This window comes from Embleya hyalina (assembly GCF_003967355.1).
In the GTDB taxonomy this organism is placed as follows: Bacteria; Actinomycetota; Actinomycetes; order Streptomycetales; family Streptomycetaceae; genus Embleya; species Embleya hyalina.
Map to the genome: position 1 here is coordinate 228,373 of NZ_BIFH01000020.1, position 21,931 is coordinate 250,303.

At 72.6% G+C, this 21,931-nt stretch carries 15 protein-coding genes; 3 read left to right on the forward strand and 12 right to left on the reverse strand.

Translation table 11 applies throughout. The annotated features are described in order from the left end of the window. Window positions 1–25: 25 nt before the first annotated feature. The 9 genes from EMA17_RS20045 to EMA17_RS20085 all read right to left on the reverse strand — a co-directional run bounded on the left by EMA17_RS20045 (window position 26) and on the right by EMA17_RS20085 (window position 14,659). Window positions 26–1,522 carry an alpha/beta hydrolase gene (locus EMA17_RS20045; protein WP_160161477.1) on the reverse strand — a complete coding sequence of 499 codons (1,497 nt, stop codon included), beginning with the start codon at window positions 1,520–1,522 and terminating at the stop codon, window positions 26–28. Then, window positions 1,519–2,799 carry an alpha/beta fold hydrolase gene (locus EMA17_RS20050; RefSeq protein WP_126638438.1) on the reverse strand — a complete coding sequence of 427 codons (1,281 nt, stop codon included), beginning with the start codon at window positions 2,797–2,799 and terminating at the stop codon, window positions 1,519–1,521. The genes EMA17_RS20045 and EMA17_RS20050 overlap by 4 nt, the downstream gene beginning before the upstream one ends. 251 nt (window positions 2,800–3,050) lie before the next feature. After that, entirely contained in the window at window positions 3,051–4,208 is a 1,158-nt protein-coding gene (gene ispG / locus EMA17_RS20055; protein WP_126638439.1) for a flavodoxin-dependent (E)-4-hydroxy-3-methylbut-2-enyl-diphosphate synthase, read from the reverse strand. A 173-nt stretch (window positions 4,209–4,381) separates the two neighbouring features. Further along, window positions 4,382–5,683 (reverse strand): M50 family metallopeptidase, encoded by a 1,302-nt coding sequence (locus tag EMA17_RS20060; protein ID WP_126638440.1) that lies wholly within the window; start codon window positions 5,681–5,683, stop codon window positions 4,382–4,384. Then, window positions 5,680–6,942 carry a 1-deoxy-D-xylulose-5-phosphate reductoisomerase gene (gene dxr, locus EMA17_RS20065; RefSeq protein ID WP_126638441.1) on the reverse strand — a complete coding sequence of 421 codons (1,263 nt, stop codon included), beginning with the start codon at window positions 6,940–6,942 and terminating at the stop codon, window positions 5,680–5,682. Before dxr ends, EMA17_RS20060 begins: the two co-directional genes overlap by 4 nt. Before the next feature lie 129 nt (window positions 6,943–7,071). Further along, window positions 7,072–8,997: an acyl-CoA dehydrogenase family protein gene (locus tag EMA17_RS20070; RefSeq protein WP_126638442.1), complete on the reverse strand. Its 1,926-nt coding sequence runs from the start codon at window positions 8,995–8,997 to the stop codon at window positions 7,072–7,074. 294 nt (window positions 8,998–9,291) lie between these two features. Further along, window positions 9,292–10,734, reverse strand: coding sequence for an aldehyde dehydrogenase family protein (locus tag EMA17_RS20075; protein WP_126638443.1), 1,443 nt, complete (start codon window positions 10,732–10,734; stop codon window positions 9,292–9,294). 108 nt (window positions 10,735–10,842) lie between these two features. Then, window positions 10,843–12,363 carry a PucR family transcriptional regulator gene (locus EMA17_RS20080; RefSeq protein ID WP_126638444.1) on the reverse strand — a complete coding sequence of 507 codons (1,521 nt, stop codon included), beginning with the start codon at window positions 12,361–12,363 and terminating at the stop codon, window positions 10,843–10,845. A 43-nt stretch (window positions 12,364–12,406) separates the two neighbouring features. Beyond that, the gene (locus EMA17_RS20085; RefSeq protein ID WP_218042937.1) at window positions 12,407–14,659 is read right to left on the reverse strand and encodes a hypothetical protein; all 2,253 of its coding nucleotides are present in this window, start codon (window positions 14,657–14,659) and stop codon (window positions 12,407–12,409) included. Between the two features lie 418 nt (window positions 14,660–15,077). On the opposite strand from EMA17_RS20085, the gene gabT reads away from it, so the two are divergent. After that, on the forward strand, window positions 15,078–16,433 hold the full coding sequence (gabT, locus tag EMA17_RS20090) for a 4-aminobutyrate--2-oxoglutarate transaminase (protein ID WP_126638446.1): 1,356 nt from the start codon (window positions 15,078–15,080) through the stop codon (window positions 16,431–16,433). 199 nt (window positions 16,434–16,632) lie between these two features. Here the strand turns inward: gabT and EMA17_RS20095 are convergent, their stop codons facing one another. Continuing rightward, window positions 16,633–17,220 (reverse strand): anti-sigma factor antagonist, encoded by a 588-nt coding sequence (locus EMA17_RS20095; protein WP_126638447.1) that lies wholly within the window; start codon window positions 17,218–17,220, stop codon window positions 16,633–16,635. A gap of 382 nt (window positions 17,221–17,602) precedes the next feature. Between EMA17_RS20095 and EMA17_RS20100 the strand changes: the two genes are divergently transcribed. Together EMA17_RS20100 and EMA17_RS20105 are read left to right on the forward strand one after the other, a co-directional pair. Beyond that, window positions 17,603–18,250 carry a phosphatase PAP2 family protein gene (locus EMA17_RS20100; RefSeq protein ID WP_126638448.1) on the forward strand — a complete coding sequence of 216 codons (648 nt, stop codon included), beginning with the start codon at window positions 17,603–17,605 and terminating at the stop codon, window positions 18,248–18,250. A gap of 237 nt (window positions 18,251–18,487) precedes the next feature. Next, window positions 18,488–19,906: an APC family permease gene (locus EMA17_RS20105; protein WP_246126777.1), complete on the forward strand. Its 1,419-nt coding sequence runs from the start codon at window positions 18,488–18,490 to the stop codon at window positions 19,904–19,906. 103 nt (window positions 19,907–20,009) lie between these two features. On the opposite strand, the gene EMA17_RS20110 is transcribed toward EMA17_RS20105, so the two are convergent. Next, complete coding sequence (locus EMA17_RS20110) at window positions 20,010–20,804, reverse strand: tyrosine-protein phosphatase (RefSeq protein ID WP_126638449.1); 795 nt, start codon at window positions 20,802–20,804, stop codon at window positions 20,010–20,012. Window positions 20,805–20,907: 103 nt separating this feature from the next. After that, complete coding sequence (locus tag EMA17_RS20115; protein WP_160161478.1) at window positions 20,908–21,867, reverse strand: metallophosphoesterase; 960 nt, start codon at window positions 21,865–21,867, stop codon at window positions 20,908–20,910. Window positions 21,868–21,931 lie beyond the last annotated feature (64 nt).

The window sequence follows — 21,931 nt, forward strand, 5'->3', positions numbered from 1 at the left end:
GGAGGCAGGGGGATCGGCGGGCGGGTCAGCGCGGCAGCCTCGGCACCCCCGGCCGGCGCGTCACGGGCGCCTCCGGCGCGGCGGCGTCGCACTCGATGTCGTTCGCGGGCAGGGTCCCGTCGACGAGGTACCCGGTGGCCCGGTCGTCCACGCACGGGCCGTCGACGAGGTAGTGCCCGTGGTTGCCGTTGCCGCGCACGGTCAACAGCCGCGAGGAGGGCAGCGCGTCGTGCATGCGCAGCGCGCCCTCGTAGGGCGTGGCCGGGTCGCCGACGGACTGGATCAGCAGCACACCGGGCAGGCCGGCCCCGTCGATCCGGGTCGGCGGCGCGGTGTTGGTCTGCAGGTACAGGCACGCCCCCGGCGAGGCGATCGCCGCGCCGAGCGCGCCGTAGCGGGCCCGGAGCCGGACCATGTCCGCGTCGAAGACCCGCTCGTCGGCCGGGAAGGGGGCGTCCGCGCAGGAGACGGTCTGGAACACCGACTCGAAGTTGACCTCCTCGCCGGTCGCCTCCCGCCGGGCCGCGACCAGCGCCGCCGGGTCACCGGAGGCGTAGTCGGCGAGCGCGCCGGCCAACCTGGGCCAGTCCCGGTCGGTGTAGAGCCGGCCGATGGTGAACTGGTCGAGTTCGACGCCGCCGAAGACGCCGTCGGCGGGCTCCGCCACGAGCCGGGCGCGCAGCACGTCCCACGTCGCCAGCACCCGGGCCGCGCTCGTGCCCAGGTGGTAGCGGTCGTCGCGGTCCGCGGCCCAGCCCGCCCAGTCGCGCTGACGTGCGGAGAAGGCGCGGGCCTGGAGGAAGCCGGTCCCGTACCAGACCTCGGTCGGGTCCACCACGCTGTCCAGGAGCATCCGGTGCACCCGCCGCGGGAACAGTTGTCCGTACACCGCGCCCAGGTAGCTTCCGTACGAGTAGCCCAGGATGCTCAGCCGCTCCGCGCCGAACGCGGCCCGGACCAGGTCGAGATCGCGGGCGATGTCGCGGGTGGTGAGGTGCGGCAGCAGGTCGGGCGCGGAGGTCCGGCAGCCGTCGGCGAACGCGCGGGTCGCGGCCAGGTGCGCGGCGCGACCGGCGGGCACGGCCGGATCGGGCCTGGGCCCTCGGCCGAAGGTGACCGGGTCGGTGCAGACGACCCGCGTGCTGGTGCCGCGCCCGCGCAGGTCGAAGCCGATCAGGTCGTAGGCCCGGCGCAGCCGCTCGGGCAGGCCGCCGGCCAGCGCGGCCATCGAGCCGACGGAGGAGGCGCCGGGGCCGCCGAAGTTGACCACCAGGACGCCCTGGTATTCGGCCCGGCTCCCGGTGGCCGGCACCCGGGAGACGCCGACTCGGATCCGGGCGCCGTCGGGGCGGGTGTGGTCGAGCGGCGCGCCGATGCTGCCACAGCGTTCGCCCGGCGCGGTGCCCGTCGGGCAGGCGCCCCACGTGATCGGCTCGGTGCCCGCGCGGGCCGGCGCGGGGGCGGCGGTGAGCGCGGCGGCGGTGAGCGCGCCGGCCAGGAGGGCGCGGACGGCGCGGGTCACGATGCCTCACAGGTGGTGTCGCGGCCCGCCGAAAGCGTGCCGTCGGTCGGGTAGGCCGCGGCGGCGGCCGGGACGCAGTCGTCGGGCTGGAACGCGAGGATCCCGTGGTCGCCTTCGCCGAGCACGGTGATCAGGTGCGAGGAGGGCAGCGCGTCGTGCGGCGCGTTCGCCCCGGCGGGCGGGGTCGCCGGATCACGGGTGCCCTGGATGAGGGGCACCGGCGGCAGGTCGTGGCCGTCGATGCGCGTCGGGGTCCGGGCCGGCACCGGCCGGAGCGCACAGGGCGCGTTCGGCCAGGTATCGGACCAGGCGGTGAGCGGGGCGGAGGCGTCCACGGCGCGTGCGGCGAAGTCGGGCCGGGTCCGCGAGTTGTACAGGGTTCGGGCGGCGAGGTCGTAGAGCTCGGCCGGGCCGACCGCGTCGGCGAGGGCACGGGTGCGGGCGGCGGCGAGCACGCGCGTGAGGATCGGGTCCGGGTCGGCGCCGGAGGCGTCGAGGAAGTCGCGCCGGCGGCCCTGGAAGGCGATGTCCTGACGCAGGTTGGAGCCGTACCAGACCTGGTCGGGGCGCGGGTCGACGATGTTGTCCGGGATCATCCGGTCGACCCGCTCGGGGAACGACTGCCCGTGGACCGCGCCGAGACAGGGGCCGTAGGACCAGCCGATGAAGGAGAGTTTCGACCGGCCGAGCGCGGCGCGGACCAGGTCCGGGTCGCGGGCGTTCTCCAGGGTGCCCGGGTGCGGGAGGAGGTCGCCGGCACGCTCGGCGCGGCCGCGGGCATGGGTGCGGGCGCGCTCGACCAGCCGTTCCTCGTCCCGCGCCGTGGCGGGCACGGGGTCGGGCCTTGGCACCCGGTCGAAGCTCGCGTCGACGCACGAGATCGGGTCGCCGCGGCGGTCGACGCCGACGATGTCGTAGCTCTGCCGCACCCGTTCGGGCAGGGCGCGCCGAACGAGCCCGGCCAACCACATCCCGCCGCCGCCCGGTCCGCCGGGGTTGACCACGATCGTGCCGCGCCGGGCCGCGCCGCCGGTGGCCGCCGCGAGCGACGGACCCAGCGTCGTGGCGGGCCCGTCGGGGCGCGCGTGGTCGACCGGGACGGCCGGCGTGCCGCAGCGCGGTCCGGGTTCGGCGACGTCGTCGGGGCAGCCGCCCCACACGACGCCGGGCGTGCTCCCGACGGCCGGGTGCGCCGCGTCGGGACCACTCGCGGGTCCCGCGGCGGTGCCCGCGATCATGGCGGCGACGGCCGCTACGGCCACGACGATGCGTCCCACGCGCGACGCCCCTCCCCCGGGGGCGACGCCCCGATCATGTGACTCGATGATCGGGGTCGATTACCTGGGGTCGGGGCGCATCAACGATATGTCACTCGCGTGGGCGAGCCGATTTGATCCGGTCGGGCTCGAACGGGGGTGGATCGGGGTGGATCGGGACCAGCCCGACCGGACCCGGTCGAACAAGCGTGAAAACGACCGGATCGGGCGCCGGTCGGCATCCGCGCCCGGCAACCCCGCCCGCCGCCGACTCAGGCGATGTCGACGATCGGCTCGCCGCTGATCACACCGTCGGCCTGCATCTGCTCGGCCAGCTTGAGCGCCTCGTCGATCAGCGTCTCGACGATCTTCGACTCGGGCACGGTCTTGATCACCTCGCCCTTGACGAAGATCTGCCCCTTGCCGTTGCCGGACGCCACGCCCAGGTCCGCCTCGCGGGCCTCGCCCGGACCGTTGACGACGCAGCCCATGACCGCCACCCGCAGCGGCACCTTGAGCCCGTCCAGGCCCGCGGTGACCTCCTCGGCGAGCTTGTACACGTCGACCTGGGCCCGGCCGCAGGACGGGCAGGAGACGATCTCCAGGCCGCGCTGCCGCAGTCCGAGCGACTCCAGGATCTGGTTGCCGACCTTGATCTCCTCGACCGGCGGGGCGGAGAGGGAGACCCGGATGGTGTCGCCGATGCCCTGCGACAGCAGCGCGCCGAACGCGACCGAGGACTTGATCGTGCCCTGGAAGGCGGGCCCGGCCTCGGTGACGCCCAGGTGCAGCGGGTATTCGCAGCGCTCGGCGAGCAGCCGGTAGGCCTCGATCATCACGACCGGGTCGTTGTGCTTGACCGAGATCTTGATGTCGCGGAAGTCGTGCTCCTCGAACAGCGAGCACTCCCACAGCGCGGACTCCACCAGCGCCTCGGGGGTGGCCCTGCCGTGCTTGGCGAGGAGTCGCTTGTCCAGCGATCCGGCGTTGACGCCGATCCGGATCGGCGTGCCGGCCGCGGAGGCCGCCTTGGCGATCTCGGCGATCTTGTCGTCGAACTGCTTGATGTTGCCCGGGTTCACCCGCACCGCGGCACAACCGGCGTCGATCGCGGCGAAGACGTACTTCGGCTGGAAGTGGATGTCCGCGATCACCGGGATCTGCGACTTGCGCGCGATCGCGGGCAGCGCGTCGGCGTCGTCCTGCGAGGGGACCGCGACCCGGACGATCTGACAGCCGGACGCGGTCAGCTCGGCGATCTGCTGAAGCGTGGCGTTGACGTCGGAGGTCAGGGTGGTGGTCATGGACTGCACCGACACCGGGGCGTCTCCGCCGACGGCCACGTTGCCGACCATGATCTGCCGTGACTTGCGGCGCGGCGTGAGGGGCCGAGCCGGTACGGACGGCATTCCGAGCTGGATCGCGGTCATGTTCGCTTGAGTCCCGTGGGTTCGGCGGGGTAGGTCGTCGTCAACGCTACGCCACCGTCCACCGGGACGGACGCGCCCGTACCCCTGTGCCGTCCCACCTGTTGCCTGATCGACACACGGTGGGCCGGCCGGCCGGGACACGGGCGCGTTCTCGCGGCCGGGACAGGCCCCTGCTAGGTCACTTTCACGGGGTTGATCAGGTCGGCGATCAGCACCAGGACGGTGAAGGCGATGAAGATCGAGGCCACGACGTAGGCGACCGGCATCAGCCTGGCCACGTCGAACGGGCCCGGGTCCGGCCGCTTGCGCAGGCTCGCGATCCGGCGACGGATCGACTCCCACCACGCGCCGACGACGTGGCCGCCGTCGAGCGGGAGCAGCGGCAGCATGTTGAACAGGAACAGCGACACGTTGAAGCCCGCGATGATGAAGATCATCAGGCCGACCCGCTGGGACGGGGGTACGTCCAGCGCGGCGACCTCGCCGCCGACCCGGGCCGCGCCGACCACGCCGACCGGGGAGTCCTGGTCGCGCTCGTCGCCCTGGAAGGCCGCGCCCCACAGGGCGGGGACCTTCTGCGGGATGCGCAGCAGGCCGTGGAAGGCGTTCTTGACGATGTCACCCGTGAATTCCACGGACTCGGCGGCGCTCTGGCGCTGGATCCCGGTCGCGGGGCTGATGCCCAGGAAGCCGGTGGTGACGTACTGGCCGGGCACGGCCCGCCCGTCGCCGTCTATCTTGATCATCGTGTTCTGTTCGAGCACCGGCTTGAGGGTGATCTTCTGCCCCTTGCGGTCGACCACGAGGGTGACCTCGCCGGACGACTTGCGGATCAGGCCCTGGAGCTTTTCGTAGTCGCCGATCTTTTGCCCGTTGAACGCCACGATGCGGTCGCCCGGCAGCAGACCCGCCGCCTTGCCGGGGGCCGGCTTGGCGCCCGGAGGGCACTTGTCGGTCTTCGCGTCGGCGCTGACCACACACTCGGAGACGGTGCTCACCGTCGAGGTGGTCTTGTTGATCCCGAAGCCCATCAGGTACACCGCGAGCAGTCCGATGGCCAGGATCAGGTTCATGAACGGGCCCGCGAGCATGATGATCGTGCGCTGCCAGGGCTTGCGCTGGTAGAACATCCGGTCCTCGTCGCCGGGACCGACCTCCTCGTAGGACGCCTCCCGGGCGTCCTCGATCATGCTGCGCCACGGCGAGGTGCTGCGGGCCTGGACCTTGCCCGACGCGTCGGGCGGGAACATCCCGATCAGCCGACAGTAGCCACCGGCCGGGATCGCCTTGAGGCCGTACTCGGTCTCACCGATCTTCTTCGACCACAACGTCCTGCCGAAGCCGACCATGTACTGCGGCACTCGGACACCGAACATCTTGCCCGTGACCAGGTGACCCGCCTCGTGCCAGGCGATGGAGAACAGCAGGCCCACGACAAAGACGACGATGCCGAGGATCGTCATGAACAGGGTCAACGGGGTTCTCCTCCGTGGGCGATGATCTCGCGTGCCCGTCGGCGCGCCCAGTCCTCCGCGTCGAGGACGTCCTCCAGTGTCAACCGGTTGCCGTCCCCACGTACATCATGCTCGCTCACCACGGCGGCGACCGTGTCGGTGATGCCGTTGAACCCCAGGTGTCCCGCGACGAACGCGTCCACACACTCCTCGTTGGCCGCGTTGAACACCGCGGGCGCGGTGCCCCCGGCACGGCCCGCGGTGCAGGCCAGCTCGACCGCCGGGAAGGCCTCGTTGTCGAGCGGGAAGAACTCCCACGTGGCCGCCCGGGTCCAGTCGCAGCCGGCCGCCGCGTCTGGCACCCGGTCGGGCCAGGACAGGCCGAGCGCGATCGGCAGCCGCATGTCGGGCGGGGACGCCTGGGCCAGCGTCGAGCCGTCGGTGAACTCCACCATCGAGTGCACGATCGACTGCGGGTGGACCACCACGTCGATCCGGTCGAAGGGGATGTCGTAGAGCAGGTGCGCCTCGATCACCTCCAGCCCCTTGTTGACCAGGGTCGCCGAGTTGATCGTGATCACCGGGCCCATGTCCCAGGTCGGGTGCGCCGCGGCCTGCGCGGGGGTGACGTCGACCAGGTCGGCGCGGGTACGACCGCGGAACGGGCCGCCGCTGGCGGTGACCACGAGCCGCCTGACCTGATCGGCCCGGCCGCCGCGCAGCGCCTGGATCAGCGCGGAGTGCTCGGAGTCGACCGGGACGATCTGGCCGGGCTTGGCGATCGCCTTGACCAGCGGGCCGCCGACGATCAGCGACTCCTTGTTGGCCAGCGCGAGGGTGCGGCCGGCGGTCAGCGCGGCCAGCGTGGGGGCCAGGCCGATCGAGCCGGTGATGCCGTTGAGCACCACGTCGCACGGGTGTTCGGCGAGCTCGGTGGCGGCGGTGGGGCCGGCCAGGATGCGCGGCAGCCGGTACCGACCCTTGGCGTAGCCGCGGCGCTGCGCCTCGGCGTAGAAGGCCAGTTGCAGGTCCTGCGCGGCGGACGCCTTGGCCACCGCGACCACCTCGACGCCGAGTTCGAGTGCCTGCCGGGCCAGTTCGTCGACCCGGCCGCCGCCGGCGGACAGGCCGACGATGCGGAACAGCTCGGGGTGGGCGCGCACCACGTCGATCGTCTGGGTGCCGATCGACCCGGTGGAGCCGAGCAGGACGACGTCCCGTCGGGTGGGCGGCTGGTCGGGGGCGGCGAAGGGCACGTACGGATCGGCCAGGGAGTCCATCCGTCCATTGTGGCCCGCGCCGACGGGGCGCCGAGCACAGGTCGGCCGATTGCCCACGGCGACCGTCCCGGACGGCGCGGGTCGGCGCGCGGGGGCCGCGGTACCCGCCCGCCGGCCCCCGCGCATCGCTCAACCGACGGGTCGGTGCACGTTCTCCACCTTGGACGGGCCGGGCGTCGCGTCGGCGATCCAGGGGCCCTCGGTGGAGACGTCGAGCACACCCGCCTCCAGCCACAGGTAGCGGCCCGCCAGTACGCCCTCGACGGCTCGCACGTCCAGCGTGTCGGTGTTGGTCCACAACCGGCCGAACAGCTCGTCCACCCGGACCTGCGCCTGCCGGCAGAACAGGTCGGCGAGCTCGTACGCGGCCAGGCCCTGCTCGGCGTCGCGGCGGCGCAGCATGTCGGCCCGCACGCACACCGCGCTCATCGCGAACAGCTCGGCGCCGATGTCGACGATCCGGCCGAGGAAGCCCTGCTTGCGCTCCATCGCGCCCTGCCAGCGGGCCATGCCGTAGAAGGTCGAGCGGGCCAGTCGGCGCGAGGTGCGCTCGACGAAGCGCAGGTGCGCGGCCAGGCTCGGCGCCCCGACGGGGGCGAACTCGCGGTAGGACGTCGGCACCTGCCCCTTGCCGGCGACCAGTTTGGGCAGCCATTTGGCGTAGAAGACACCCGCGTCGGCGGCGGCCTTGCCCTTGGCCTTGAGATCCGCGTCGGGGTCGATGATGTCGCCGGCCACGGCCAGGTGGGCGTCCACCGCCTCGCGGGCGATGAGCAGGTGCATGATCTCGGTGGAGCCCTCGAAGATCCGGTTGATCCGCATGTCGCGCAACATCTGCTCGGCCGGCACCCCGCGTTCGCCGCGGGCGCGCAGCGAGGCGGCGGTCTCGTAGCCGCGCCCGCCGCGGATCTGCACCAGTTCGTCGCTGACCAGCCAGCCCACCTCGGAGGAGTACAGCTTCGCCAGCGCCGCCTCGATCCGGATGTCGCGCCGGTCCTCGTCGGCCATCCGCGCGGTCAACTCCAGGACCGCCTCCAGCGCGAAGGCGTTGGCCGCGATGTAGGCGATCTTGCCCGCGACCGCCTCGTGTGCGGCGATCGGGCGGCCCCACTGCTCGCGCTCGCCCGCCCATTCGCGGGCCACCTTCAGCGACCACTTGGCGGCGCCGACGCACATCGCGGGCAGCGAGAGCCGACCGGTGTTGAGCGTGGTCAGCGCGATCTTCAGGCCCGCGCCCTCGGCGCCGATCCGGTTCGCCGCGGGTACCCGGACCCGGTGGAAGCGGGTGACGCCGTTCTCGATGCCGCGCAGGCCCATGAAGGCGTTGCGGTTCTCCACGGTGATCCCGGGGCTGTCGGCGTCCACGACGAACGCGGTGATCCCGCCGCGCCGGCCCTCGGCCTTGGGCACCCGGGCCATCACCACCAGGAGTCCGGCGACCACACCGTTGGTGGTCCACAACTTCACCCCGTCGAGGATGTACGCGTCGCCGTCCTCGGTGGGCACCGCGGCGGTGGCCAGTCGGGCCGGGTCGGAGCCGACGTCGGGCTCGGTGAGCAGGAACGCGCTGACCTCGCGCACGCAGCGCGGCAGGAACTCGCGCTTCTGGTCGTCGGTGCCGAACAGCTTGACCGGCTGCGGCACCCCGATCGACTGGTGCGCGGACAGCAGCGCGCCGAGCGCGGCGTTGACCGAACCGACCAGGACCAGCGCCTTGTTGTAGTACAGCTGGCTCAGGCCGAGGCCGCCGTACTCGGTGTCGACCTTCATCCCGAGCGCGCCGATCTCGGCGAGGCCCTTGATCACCTCGTCGGGAATCCGCGCGTCGCGCTCGATCACGGCGGGGTCCACCCGGGTGGTCAGGAACTCGCGCAGCACCGCGAGGAAGTCCTCCCCCCGACGGATCTCCTCCGCGTCCGCCTCGGGGTGCGGGTGGACCAGGTCGAGCCGAAACCGGCCGAGGAACAACTCCTTCGCGAAACTGGGCTTGTCCCAGTCCTGCTGTCGTGCTTCCTCGGCGACCTTGCGCGCTTCGCGTTCGCTGACAGGGGGCATGGCGGACTCCTCGCGGACTCGCAGCGGAACCGACGTTGTTACCGGCCGGTGTTACCTGCCCGTGCACGTCCACTGAATGCCGGGTAACGGGGTTTTGTCCAGAGCTATGCCACCGCCGACGTCAAGACATGCGCCGCGTCGATCCCGAGCGCGCGCCGCGTGGTTCCGGGGCGCGCGCCGCATCGTTCCCGGACACGCGCCGCATCGTTCCCGGACACGCGCCGCATCGTTCCCGGACACGCGAAAGGGCCCGGCGGCACCACCCCAGGTGGCCGGGCCCTTCGTCGGTGGGGCCTACAGGTCGAGGCCGGTGAGGACCATCACGCGCTCGTAGGTGAAGTCGGTCATCGCGTAGGTGACGCCCTCGCGGCCGACGCCGGAGTTCTTGGCGCCGCCGTACGGCATCTGGTCGGCGCGGTAGGACGGGGCGTCGCCGATGATCACGCCGCCCACCTCCAGTTCGCGCTGGGCCCGGAAGGCGCTCTGGATGTCGTGCGTGAACACGCCGGCCTGGAGGCCGAACTCGGAGTCGTTGACCGCGGCGAAGGCGGCGTCGGTGCCGTCGACCCGGGTCAGCGTGAGCACCGGGCCGAAGACCTCCTCGCAGGCGATGGTGACGCCGGCCGGGACCTCGCTGAGCACGGTGGGCGCGTAGGCGGCCCCGTCCCGGGTGCCGCCGGTGAGCACCTTGGCGCCGGCCTGTACGGCCTCGTCGACCCACGCCTGCACCCGCTCGGCGGCGGCCACGCTGACCAGCGGGCCGACGTCGACCGCGTCGTCCTCCGGGTCGCCGGTGACCTGCGCGGCGACCTTGGCGACGACCTTCTCGACCAGGCGGTCGTACACGCTCGTGTCGGCGATCACCCGCTGCACCGAGATGCAGGACTGGCCGCCCTGGTAGTTGGAGAAGGTGGCGATCCGCTGCGCGGCCCACTCCAGGTCGGCCTCGGAGGACCAGTCGGCCAGCACCACGGCCGCGGCGTTGCCGCCCAGTTCCAGGGTCACGTGCTTGCGCGGGACCGAGTCCATGATGCTCCAGCCCACCGGGCCCGAGCCGGTGAACGAGATGACGGGCAGCCGCTCGTCCCGGACCAGCGCCGGCATCCGGTCGTTGGGCACCGGCAGCACGCTCCAGGTGCCGGCCGGCAGGTCGGTCTCGGCCAGGATCTCGCCCAGGATCAGCGCGGACAGCGGGGTGGCCGGAGCCGGCTTGAGGATGATCGGCGCGCCGACCGCGATCGCGGGGGCGACCTTGTGCGCGACCAGGTTGAGCGGGAAGTTGAACGGCGAGATCCCGAGCACCACGCCCTTGGGGATCCGGCGCACCAGCGCGTAGCGACCGGTGCCGCCCGCGTCGGTGTCCAGGCGCATGCCCTCGCCGTTGAACCGGCGGGCCTCCTCGGCGGCCCAGCGGAACACCGATACCGCGCGGCCGACCTCGCCACGCGCCCACTTGATCGGCTTGCCGTTCTCGGCGGTGATCAGCCGGGCGATCTCCTCGGCGCGCTCGGCGAGCCGCTTGGCGACGTGGTCCAGGGCCCCGGCGCGGCGGTACGCGGGCAGCGCGGCGAACTCGTGTGCGCTCGCGTGCGCGGCGGCGACGGCCTCCTCGATCTGCGCGTCGGTGGGCTCGGAAACCCGGCCGACCAGCCGGCCGTCGTACGAGTTGGTGACGTCGAAGGTCGTCTCGCCGGTGGCCTGGCGGCCCGCCAGCCAGAACGCGTGGGTGGTGGTCACTGCTGCTCCTTCTCCGTCAACGGGCGCCGATGATCCCGGTGTCGTCCACGGTACGTCGATCGGGCGTACGGGTTTTTGTCCATGCCGGCCAATCCCGGCCCGCCGACGCTACGACTTGTCCTCGGCGGTGCCGGTCGTGTCGCGCAGCGCGAACCACAGTTCCGCGCGGGTGTCCGGATCGTCCAGGGTGCGGCCGAGGATCTCCTCGACCCGGCGGATGCGATAGCGCAGCGTGTGGCGGTGCACGCCCAGATCGCCCGCCGCCGCGTCCCACTGCCCGTGCCGGGCCAGCCACGCGCGCAGCGAGACGATCAGGTCGCCCCGACCGCCCGCGTCGTGCGCGCGCAGCGGCGCGAGCACCTGATCGGCCCACGCGTGCACCGCGTCGCCGTCCAGGAGCGGCAGCAGCCCGCCCGCGTCCCGGCCGTGCACGGTCAGCGCCTTCTCCGAGCGCAGGCCCACCGCGTGCGCGCCCAGCGCCTGCCGATAGCCGTCGCCCGCCCGGTCCGGCTCGACCGGACCGGACACGCCCGCGACCAGCCCCGGCAGGTCGACCGGCTCGACCGGCTCGACCGACTCCGGCAACACCAGCACCGTCGCGCCGGCCAGTTCGCCGGTGAGCGCGGGGGTGCCGGCCCGGACCGCCCGCGCGCACAGCCGCTCCGCGAACGCGGCCACCGCCGCGTCCGGGCCGGTGGCCACCACCATCCGCCACGGCCCCGGCGGCAGGTCGGCCGCGATGTCGTGGGCCAGTTCGGCGGGCGTCGCCCGCTCCCCCGTGAGCAGCAGGCGCAGCAGCGCGGTCCGCATCCGGGCCCCGGCGTCCGCGCCCGCCCGGGACTGCTCCAGGGCCAGGGTCAACAGCGACGCGGCGGTGCCCAGGGTCTGCCGGTCGGCGGTACGCGCGGGCCGGTGGGTGCCCACCGCCAGGAAACCGCTGATCCGTCGCTCGGCGCCCAGCGACTGCACCACCACCCGCCCGTCGCCCTCGTCCTCCTGGAGGGACGCGGAGGACGGGGCCGGCATCCGGCGCAGCTTGTCGATGTCGGCGCGCAGCGCCTCGGTACGCGGGCGGGCGGCCGCCGGCGCCACCTGGCGCAGCGTGCCGTCCGCGTCGTAGAGCGCGGCCCAGCCGTCGAGCCGGCCCGCGAGGCGGCGGATCAGCGTCGCGGCGCCCTCGCGCCCGGCGGCGGCCCGGGTCAGTTCCTGCTGCACCGCGAATCCGGTGGTGACCGTCTCGTACTGCTCGGCCGCGAGCGCCGAGGAGACCACCTTGCTGATCGCGATGAACGGGGTCGGCCGGGGCACCTCGAACACCGGGAAGCCGTGGCTCTCGGCCGTCTCGACGATCACCGCGGGCACCCGCTCCAGGGTCAGGCCCACGCCGATGCCCAGGCCCGCCACCTCGGCCGCGGCCAGCCGCTCGACGTAGGCGCGCCGTTCGGCGTTGGTGCGGCCGAGCTTCATCCCGGTGGTGAGCAGCAGTTCGCCGCCCTCCAGGTAGGGCGTGGGGTCGGCCAGTTCACTGGTGTGCACCCACCGCACCTCACGCTCCAGGCCGCCCTTGCCCGCGAGCACGCGCAGGTCGAGGGCGGGTGCGCGGACCAGGGAGGCGAGGGTGGGCGGCATGTCGGTTTGTCCAAACTGGAGTGGGAGAGGTCTCCAGTGTGACTCAGCGGCCGAGATCGATCAGCACGGGAGGCGTGCGCTCCCCTTTTCGGGTGGTCAGGCTGAGCACGGCGTGCTCGGCGGGCAGGTCGCTGGTGAGCTCGGCCGGCGACCAGCGATATCGCTCGACGGTGCGGGTGGTCACCCGCTCGGAGCGCCCGCTGGCCTTCTCGCCGAACAGCGCGCCGAGCACCGAGTAGCGCAGCCGCTTGACCAGGCCGCCCTCCGGCGAGCCCATGGTGATCGACCGTTCCTGCTCCTTGGTCATGCCCCAGTGTTCGGCGAACAGTTCGGCGTCGGCGCGGGAGGCGCCCGGGACGATCGCCTTGCAACCGGCCGCGGTGAACACGCCGTGCCGCAGCGCCGGGGCCAGGTCGTCGAGCGAGCGCACCGACAGGACCAGGCCCGCCCGGCGGTTGCGGGCCCACTGCAGGCCCTTGGCCGCGTACTCGTCGATCAGCCGACCCGCGTCGTCGGCCACCAGGCACGCGAACACCCGGCGCGGTCCCCGTTCGCGCCGCGGAGTGGCCATCGCCTGGACGAACTGGGCCAGCACGAGCCGACCGATCAGCCGGGCCGCCTCGGGGTGCGCCGCCTCGTTCAGCGCGATCCGCACCCGCAGCGGCCGGTCGATCTCGCCGGCGCCGAACCGCTCCCGGTCGGCGTGGAACAGCTCGGCGACGCCGGGTCGTTCCAGCACCGCGAGCCGCTGGACCAGCATCCGCGCGTCGTCGTCGCCGCGCGCCATCGCCCGCAGCGCCCGCTCGTGTTCGGGGTAGCGGCCGGCCGCGCGCAGCGCCTCCTCCAGCGCGACCAGCGCCGCCTCGGTGCCGTCGAGCAGGTCGAGCAGCGTGCCCACGTCGGGATAGCGCTCGTGCCCGGCCACGTACGCGCCCAGTACCTGGCGCAGCGCGTTGCTCGCGCCCTCGCCCAGGCCCAGCGCGCTCGGCGGCAGCGCGGCGGCGGCGAGCCGATCGGCCGCGTCCTCGGGGGTGCCGGCGCCGCCGTACAGGTCCAGGCCCCAGGGCGAGTCGCGATCGCCGACGATCACTTCGCGGTCGTAGCCGCCGGGACGCTCGAACTCGTCGCCCTTGGCGTCGATCACCAGCAACGAGGCGGTGCCGGTGAGCGCGCGCAGGCTCATCGCCTCCACGACCGGTTCGAGCAACCGCCCCGGCTCGCCGGCCCGGGCAGCGCCGACCACCAGCATCGAGGCGCCGAGCACGTCCGGGTCCAGGGCGAAGTCGGTGGCGCGGTACAGCGCCGGATTGCGCGCGTGGTCGGTGCCCGCCCCGATCCGTACCTGCCCGGTCAGCAGGTCGTGTTCGGCCCGCCGGGGCCGCACGTCGCGCTGCCCGGAGCCGTGCCGACAGGCCGCGGCGCCGTGATCGACGATCTCCTCGGCCACGTCGGCCAGATACTCGGGGTCCTGGTCGCCGGCCTCGATCACCCGGCGCAGCCGCAGGTAGTCCACGTCCCGCAGGCGGCCCGCCGCCACCTCGTCGTCGAGCACGTCGGCGGCCTCGTGTTGCCCCGCCTCGCGCAACTCGGGCCACAGGTCGGCGTCGACGGGCGTCTCCTCGTCCTCGGGCGCCGCGTGCTCGCGCGGCGTGCGGGTGTACGGCTCGACCACCACGCGCCACCGGCCGAGCACCGCGGCGGCGTAGACGAAGCCGCCGTTGTAGACGAGGCGCACCAGCCACTGCGCGTCGTGCAGCGCCCCACGCGGGATGATCAGCAGGAGCAGCGCGACGAACGGCCGCATCAGCACGATCCAGGCGACGAAGCCGAGCACCAGGAACAGCGCGGCCCGGCGCCACTGTTCGGGGCGCGGACGCCCGTTCGACTCGGCGCGCCGGTCCAGTCGTTGCCACCACGGGCGCAGGAACGGCCAGGCGATCTCGTACCAGCGGCCGAGGTAGCAAAAGAGCGCGAACAGCAGGACGTAGAGCAGGTTGTTGAACAGCAGCGGCCACAGGAACTCGGGCAGGATCTTCCGGACCAGCCAGACGTAGGCGAGGATCACCCAGTTCAGGCTCACGATCGCGATCACCAGCCACAGCACGGCCCGGCGCACCAGCGCGGCCTCGGGCCGGGTGCGGGCGTCGCGTTCGGCCGCGCGCAGCCGGATCTCCCGCTCGTCGCGCCCGAATCCGTAGACGCCGGGGGCCTCGCGGTGTCGCGGCCCGCGCAACCAGCCGCGCAGGTCGAAGCCGTCGGGGTCGAGGCCGCGTCCGGGCGAGGCCGGTGCCGGCACCCGGGCCCGACCGGCGGGCGGGCGACGGCCCGGCGACTCGTCGGCGCGGATGCGATCGCTTCGGCCGCGATCGTCTCGGCCGCGATCACCGCGGAGGGCCTCGGCCTCGACGGCCCGCGACGCAGGGGAATCCGACCGTTCCACGTTCACGCCTCGCCCTTCCGGAACCACACCTTCGGCCGGGACTCAATCTAGGCGCGGAACCCCCGCTCGTGACGATCATTCCGAGGCGAGTCCGCAATCCGTTCCGCAATCCGTTCGGAGTTGTTCTGCCCGATCGGCATTTGTCCATCCCGGACACAAGCAACCGGGTGACTCACCGATGCGGCGCATGCGGCGAGGACCACCCGGCACCTAGCCTGCGGAGAGGACCACGGTGCCACCGCGCCGACCCACCTCGACCCCACAGGAGACCAGCATGGGCGCTTCGCAGCCCGGCGGGCCCTCGCTCCCGCAGGAGCGCCGGCTCGTCACCGCCATCCCCGGCCCGAAGTCGACCGAGCTGATGAACCGCCGCAACGCGGCGGTCCCGCGCGGCGTCAGCACCACCCTGCCGGTCTTCGTGACCCAGGCGGGTGGCGGCGTGGTCGTCGACGTGGACGGCAACTCGCTGATCGACTTCGGCTCCGGCATCGCGGTGACCAGCGTCGGCAACTCGGCCGAGGGCGTGGTGCGTCGCGCCTCCGAGCAGTTGCAGCGCTTCACCCACACGTGCTTCATGGTGACCCCGTACGAGTCGTACGTGGCCGTCGCGGAGCAGTTGAACGAGCTGACCCCCGGCGATCACGACAAGCGCACCGCGCTGTTCAACTCGGGCGCCGAGGCGGTGGAGAACGCGATCAAGATCGCGCGTGCCCACACCAAGCGGCCCGCCGTCGTGGTGTTCGACCACGGCTACCACGGTCGCACCAACCTGACCATGGCGCTGACCGCGAAGAACATGCCGTACAAGGAATCGTTCGGCCCGTTCGCGCCCGAGGTGTACCGGGTCCCGGTCGCCTACCCCTACCGCTGGCTCACCGGCGCGGAGAACTGCGCCGAGGAGGCCGCCGCGCAGGCGATCGACGCGATCACCAAGCAGATCGGTGCGCACAACGTCGCCGCCGTGGTGATCGAGCCGATCCTGGGCGAGGGCGGCTTCATCGAGCCGGCCAAGGGCTTCCTGCCCAGGATCGTGGAGTTCTGCCGGGACAACGGCATCGTCTTCGTCGCGGACGAGATCCAGACCGGGTTCTGTCGCACCGGCCAGTGGTTCGCGTGCGAGGACGAGGGCATCGTGCCCGACCTGATCACCACCGCCAAGGGCATCGCCGGCGGCCTGCCGCTGGCCGCGGTGACGGGGCGCGCCGAGATCATGGATTCCGCCCACGCGGGTGGTCTGGGCGGCACGTACGGCGGCAACCCGGTCGCCTGCGCCGCGGCGCTCGGCGCGATCGAGACCATGCGCGCGCTCGACCTGAACGGCGCGGCCCGCCGGATCGGCGAGATCATGCTCGGCCGACTGGGCGCGATGAGCGAGAAGTTCGCCGAGATCGGCGACGTCCGCGGGCGCGGCGCGATGATCGCGATCGAGCTGGTCAAGCCCGGCTCGAAGGAGCCGAACGCGGAGCTGGCCGGCGCGCTCGCCAAGGCGTGCCACGCGCAGGGCCTGGTGGTGTTGACCGCCGGCACCTACGGCAACGTGCTGCGCTTCCTGCCGCCGCTGGTGATCCCGGAGGACCTGCTCGTCGAGGGCCTGGACCTGCTGGAGCAGGCCTTCGCCGCCACGGTCTGAGTCGGGCGACGCCCCGGACGGCTCGAACACCACGAACCCCCGGTCACCGGAATGCTCCGGCGGCCGGGGGTTCGGCGTCGTGTCGGGGAATCGATTCGGGAGATCGGACCCGCGCTCGGCGGGCGATCGCATCCGGATGCTTCGGATCCGGATGATCGGGGTTCGGGGGATCGGGATCGAACGATCGGGGTTCGGGCGATCAGATCCGCGGTCGACGCGGTGCCGGAGCGATCCGCTCGACCATGGTCAGGCCCGGGACGGCGTCCCACCCACACAGGGCGAGCACGCGCACCATCTGTCGGCTCGCGCCGACCAGAACCATGTGCCCACCACGCCGCGCCAACGCGCCGGCCTGGTCGACGAACACGCGCAGACCCGCGACGTCGATGAACACGAGCTTGCTCACGTCGACCCGGACATCGCCGCCGTCGCGCGCGGCGGCGGCGAGGACGCGGCGCACCACGTCCACGTTCGCCAGGTCGATCTCGCCTTCGAGCCGGAGGCCGCGCGGTCGGGTGGTGCGCACGACGCGAAGCTGGCGGTCGCTGGTCAGGACCACGCCCATCGCGCCCGCGCCGCGACCCGGCCGGGGTTCCACCGAGGAATCGAACACGGCACCGCCCGCCTTGACGCCCTTGGAAACCACCGGAGCCTCGATCCGGCGGACGCGCCCGCTCCCCGCAGGGGCCGGGATGCACGGCACGCGGTATGTCGAGTAATCGGACTCTTCAACCACCTGGCCAACCCTACCTTTGCGTGCTGACAGCAGAGGGGCGATCGACGACATTGCGTCAATGCCACGTCACGCGAGCCACCGTCGATTTGCCCTGCTTACGGATGTTCTCCGCGTACTTGGACCCTGTCGGGTGCTCGAACTCACGTGCCACGCGCTGTGACCCCGCTCACACCCTTCAATACTCCAACGTACAGCGTGTATGTCCCACCTTCCAGACCGTGGAGAACGTGTGCAGGGTTTGTGAGAGGGCCGCGCGTCGGGAACTCGGCGACCCCGTCTCCGCGTATCTTCGAGTGAGATGCACAGACCTTCCTCCGACACCGGCCCTGAGCAAGCCGGTGGCCGCCCCGGGACAACGCCCCCCGTTCCGGGGCGGTGGTCTGTTCACTCACAGTACACGCGCCGCCTCGCAGCGCCGCTGATTCCCGCCGTCGTGCTCCTGGTGCTCACCGTGCAGGTGATGGCCGAAAGCGGACCCTCGATCACGCTGGACCGGATCGTCCGCGACGGCGTGCGAAACCTCGCCGGCGCGACCGGCGCGGCCTGGCTCGACCGGCCCATGCACACCCTCGCCGACCTCGGCGGCCCGCTCCCGGCCGGCCTCGCGCTCGCCGCGGCGGCGCTGTTCGCCGCGTGGCGGCTGCGCCGGGCGTACCCGATCACGATCGCGGCGGGCGCGGTGCTCGTGGTGACGGTCGCGGTGATCGGCGGCAAGGACCTGATCGGCCGGACCGGGCCGAGCGAGTCGCCGCTGCCCGCCGACCAGTGGGGCTTCTTCCCGTCGGGCCACACCGCCACCTCGACGATCTGCTACGGCACGGCCGCGCTGCTGCTCGGGCGTGTCGGCTCCGCGCGCGCGGCCCGATGGTGGCATCGCGGCGCGGTGGTGTCGTGCGCGGCGATCGGCTTCTCCCTGCTGTGGTGCGACTACCACTGGTTGGCGGACGTGCTGGCCGCGTGGGCGCTGTGCGGGATCGTGTTGTGGGCGGCGGCGCACCTGACGACCCGGATGGCGACCCGCCCGACGGGTCCGCCGGCGGACCGGACGACGACCGGATCCGGCGACCGTCTCGCCAGGTGAACGGCCGGAGAACTTTTCCCGCAGGTCGATCTGCGGATTACGCACCATCACCTGCCAGCTTGAAGCGTTATTCGACGAAATCTGGGCGTACAACCTACGGAATCAGTTGGTAACGGAACCTTGACGCGTGATCAAACGGGCGTTTGTATTACGCCGCACCGTTCGGCACGTGCGAACGGCTCACATCCGTCCCGGAGGCGATAAACCGCACCCCGCTGTCCCGCAGAGGTAGCGCTCATGGCTGTAGAAACCACCCCACCGCCGTCCGGGACCCTGACTCCAGTCACGCTCGAAGACGTCGGTGGCGCACCCGCCCCGCTCAAACGATCCATCGGTGTCGTCGGCGGCACCCTGCTCACCCTGTCCTGCCTGACCCCCGCGTCGTCCCTGTTCGTGATCGTGCCTGGAATGTTCGCGGACCTGGGCTCCGGCACCTCGCTGGCCCTGGTCGTGGCCGCCGTGCTGTGTATCGGGGTGGCGTTCTGCTACTCCGAGTTGGGCACGCTCATCCCCAGCGCGGGCGGCGAGTACGCCATGGTCGGCACCCTGATGGGGCGCTTCATGGGCTGGCTGGTCTTCATCATCGCCACCACCGTGGTGATGATCGTGCCGCCGATCATCGCGCTCGGCACCGCCGACTACCTGACCTCGATCGCCACCGTCGACACCATGTGGGCCGGCGCCGCGGTGATGATCCTGGCGACGATCATGGGGCTGCTCGACCTGCGCGCCAACGCGTGGGTGACCGGCGTGTTCCTGGCCCTGGAAGTGGTCGCCGCCGCGATCGTGGCCTTCCTCGGCTTCGGCAACGTGCACCAGTCCGCCTCGACGCTGGTCAAGCCCGAGGTGGTCGCGGACGCCGCGGCCGGCACCACCGACCCGCTGAAGATGGGCCTGCTGATCGCGGGCATGGCCGGCGCGCTGTTCGCGTTGCAGGGCTTCTCCACCGCGGTCTACCTGGCCGAGGAGATGGAGAACCCGCGACGCACCGTCTCGCGCACGGTGTTGTGGACCCTGGGTCTGGGCGGCGTGATCCTGATCGTGCCGACCATCGCCATCTCGCTGGGCGCGCCGTCCCAGGCCGCGCTGGCCGAGGGCGACATCCTCGGCCTGGTCGAGGGCTGGTCCAACCACGGCACGGCGACCTTCATCGGCCTGTGCATCGCGCTCGCGATCGTCAACGCGGGCGTGGTCATGGTGATCCAGAACTCGCGCGTGGTCTACGCCTCGGCGCGGGACCGGGCCTGGCCCGAGCCGATCAACCGGGCCTTCGGCAAGGTGAACCGGTTCGGCTCGCCGTGGGTGTCCACGCTGGTGGTCGGCGTGCCGGGCGCGCTGCTGTGCTTCGTCAACCTCGACATCCTCGGCGAGGTCACCGGCGTCGCGGTCGCCGCGCTCTACCTGACCGTGGCGCTGGCCGTACTGGTCGCCCGCCGGGGTGTGCACAAGAGCGGCCGGGCGTGGCGGATGCCGCTGTGGCCGGTGATCCCGGTGCTGCTGATCGCGGCGATGATCTACGTGCTGACCGAACAGCCCGTGCGCGCGCTGGTGATCACCGGCGGGGTGCTGGCCGTGGCCGCGCTGTACTGGGCGCTCTACCTGCGCCCGCGCCAGGAGACCCGCTGGAACATCAAACTGATGGCCGACGACTCCTGAGCCCCGGTTCCCGTGCCACCCGCCCGAGGGCGGTGCCTCCTCCTGTGGGCACCGCCCTCGGGTGTGTTCCGGGCCGGCTCGGCGCGGGCCCCGCGTCGGTCGGTCAGTCGGTCAGCAGCGCCGAGCGCAACCGCTCCAGCCGGTCCGCGTCCAGGCCCAGGCCGCGCTCCAGGTAGGCGTCGAAGCTCCCCCAGTGGGTGTCCATCACCTCCAGCGCGCCGCGCAGGTACTCCTCGCGCACCTCCAGGAACGGGCGGAACAGCTCCAGCAGGCCCGGGCGCATCGCGAGCCGGTCGCTGTTGGGCGTGTAGCGGTGCGCCGGGTCGTTGCTGATCAGGTAGTTCGCCACCACGTCGTCGACGCCGACGCCGAGGAGGCGCTGGACCAGGGCCGCCGCGATGCCCGCGCGGTCCTTGCCGGCCGAGCAGTGCACCACCACCGGCAGGCCGTCGGCCTCGATCAGCGCGTGCACCAGCGCCGCGTGCTTGTCGACCCGGCTCACCACCTGGTCGCGGTAGTCCGCGGCGATCGACTTCTCCGCGCGCCCACCGCCCAGCCGCTCGCGCAACACCTCCAAGTCCGCCGAGCGCATGTCGCGCCAGAAGTCCGCGCCCCGGGCCGGATCGGACATCGACAGGTTGAGCCGGCGCGCGCCCTCGGGCAGCACGTCCGCACCGTCCAGCTCGATGTCGGCCGGGCTGCGCAGGTCGACCACGAGCCGGATGCCCAGTCGGGCCAGGCTCGCCCGGTCGGCGTCCGTGGGTGTGGCCAGGTGGCCGCTGCGGAAGTAGCGACCGGCCCGGATGTGTCGGCCGTCGACGGTGGGCAGACCGCCGATGTCGCGGAAGTTGCGGACGCCTTCGAGAGCGGTTCCGGCGTGCGCCTGATGCTGTGTCACGTGTCTCCTCGTGCTGGTCGGGCCGGGACGGGTACAACCGCCGGGTCGGGGCCGGGGTCGATCGGTCGGGGTCGATCGGGCCGCCGCGGGGTGTGTGTCGGACTCAGGCACCGCGGGTCGGGCGGGGTTCGCCGAACCGTGCCTCGAACTGCTCGTCGGTCAGGGCGCGCATCTCGTCGATGGTCGCCGTGCCCAGCATCAGCTCGGTGAGAAAGCGTGGCGCGGGTTTGGCCCGCATCGCGTCGGTGATCGGGCCCGGCACCGTATGCGCGGCGGACTCCACCCGGCCGTCCGGGTGCAGCGTGAAGGTGCGATAGCCGGGACCGTCGAAGCGCCTGCCCTCGAAATCGATGCTGAACGTGGTCGAGGGCGCCACGAACACCGGCACACCCGCGAACTCGCCTTCGAGCGAGCTGTGCAGGTGTCCGCCGGAGATCGCCCGGATCCGCGGGAAGTCGCGCAGCAGCGCGCCGAGTCGCCCGGAGGGGTCCAGATTCGGACAGATCTCCGCGAGCGGCGGCTGGTGCAGGAACAGCAGCGCGTGCTCGGCGTCCGAGCCGGCCAGGATCTCCCGGATCCGGGCCGCCTCCGGCGCGCTCAGCTCCGGCCCGTCGGCACGTGTCATGCGGTCGTCGAGGTCGCGGTACACCCCGTCCCCGACGTGTTCGCGGCCGAGCGCGTTGGTGTCCACCATCAGCAGCAGCCAGGGCCCGATCCGTACCGCGGGCTCCAGGTGCACGCCGGTGCGGGGCAGGCAGGCGGTGTAGGCGTCGTGGCTGTCGTGGTTGCCCGGGAGGCAGTACACCGGCACCGACAGCCCCTGGAGCACGTCCCCGAGCCGCCGGTAGGCGCCCGGCTCGCCGGTGTCGGCCAGGTCGCCGGAGGCGACCAGCACGTCCGCCGAGGCGAGCGCGTCGGCGGCGCCCTCCAGGGTGGCGGCCAGGCCCGCGTCCGGGTCGTGCCGCACGAATCCGTGGGTGCCCGGGGCGTCCCGGTAGTGCACGTCGGAGATCTGGATCAACCGGACGGCGGTGTCGCCGGCCGGACTGTCTTGGATGGGCATGCGCCATTCCCCTGTCACGTCCGTAACGGCCGTCGACTGATCATCTGACGACCCGTCACGCATG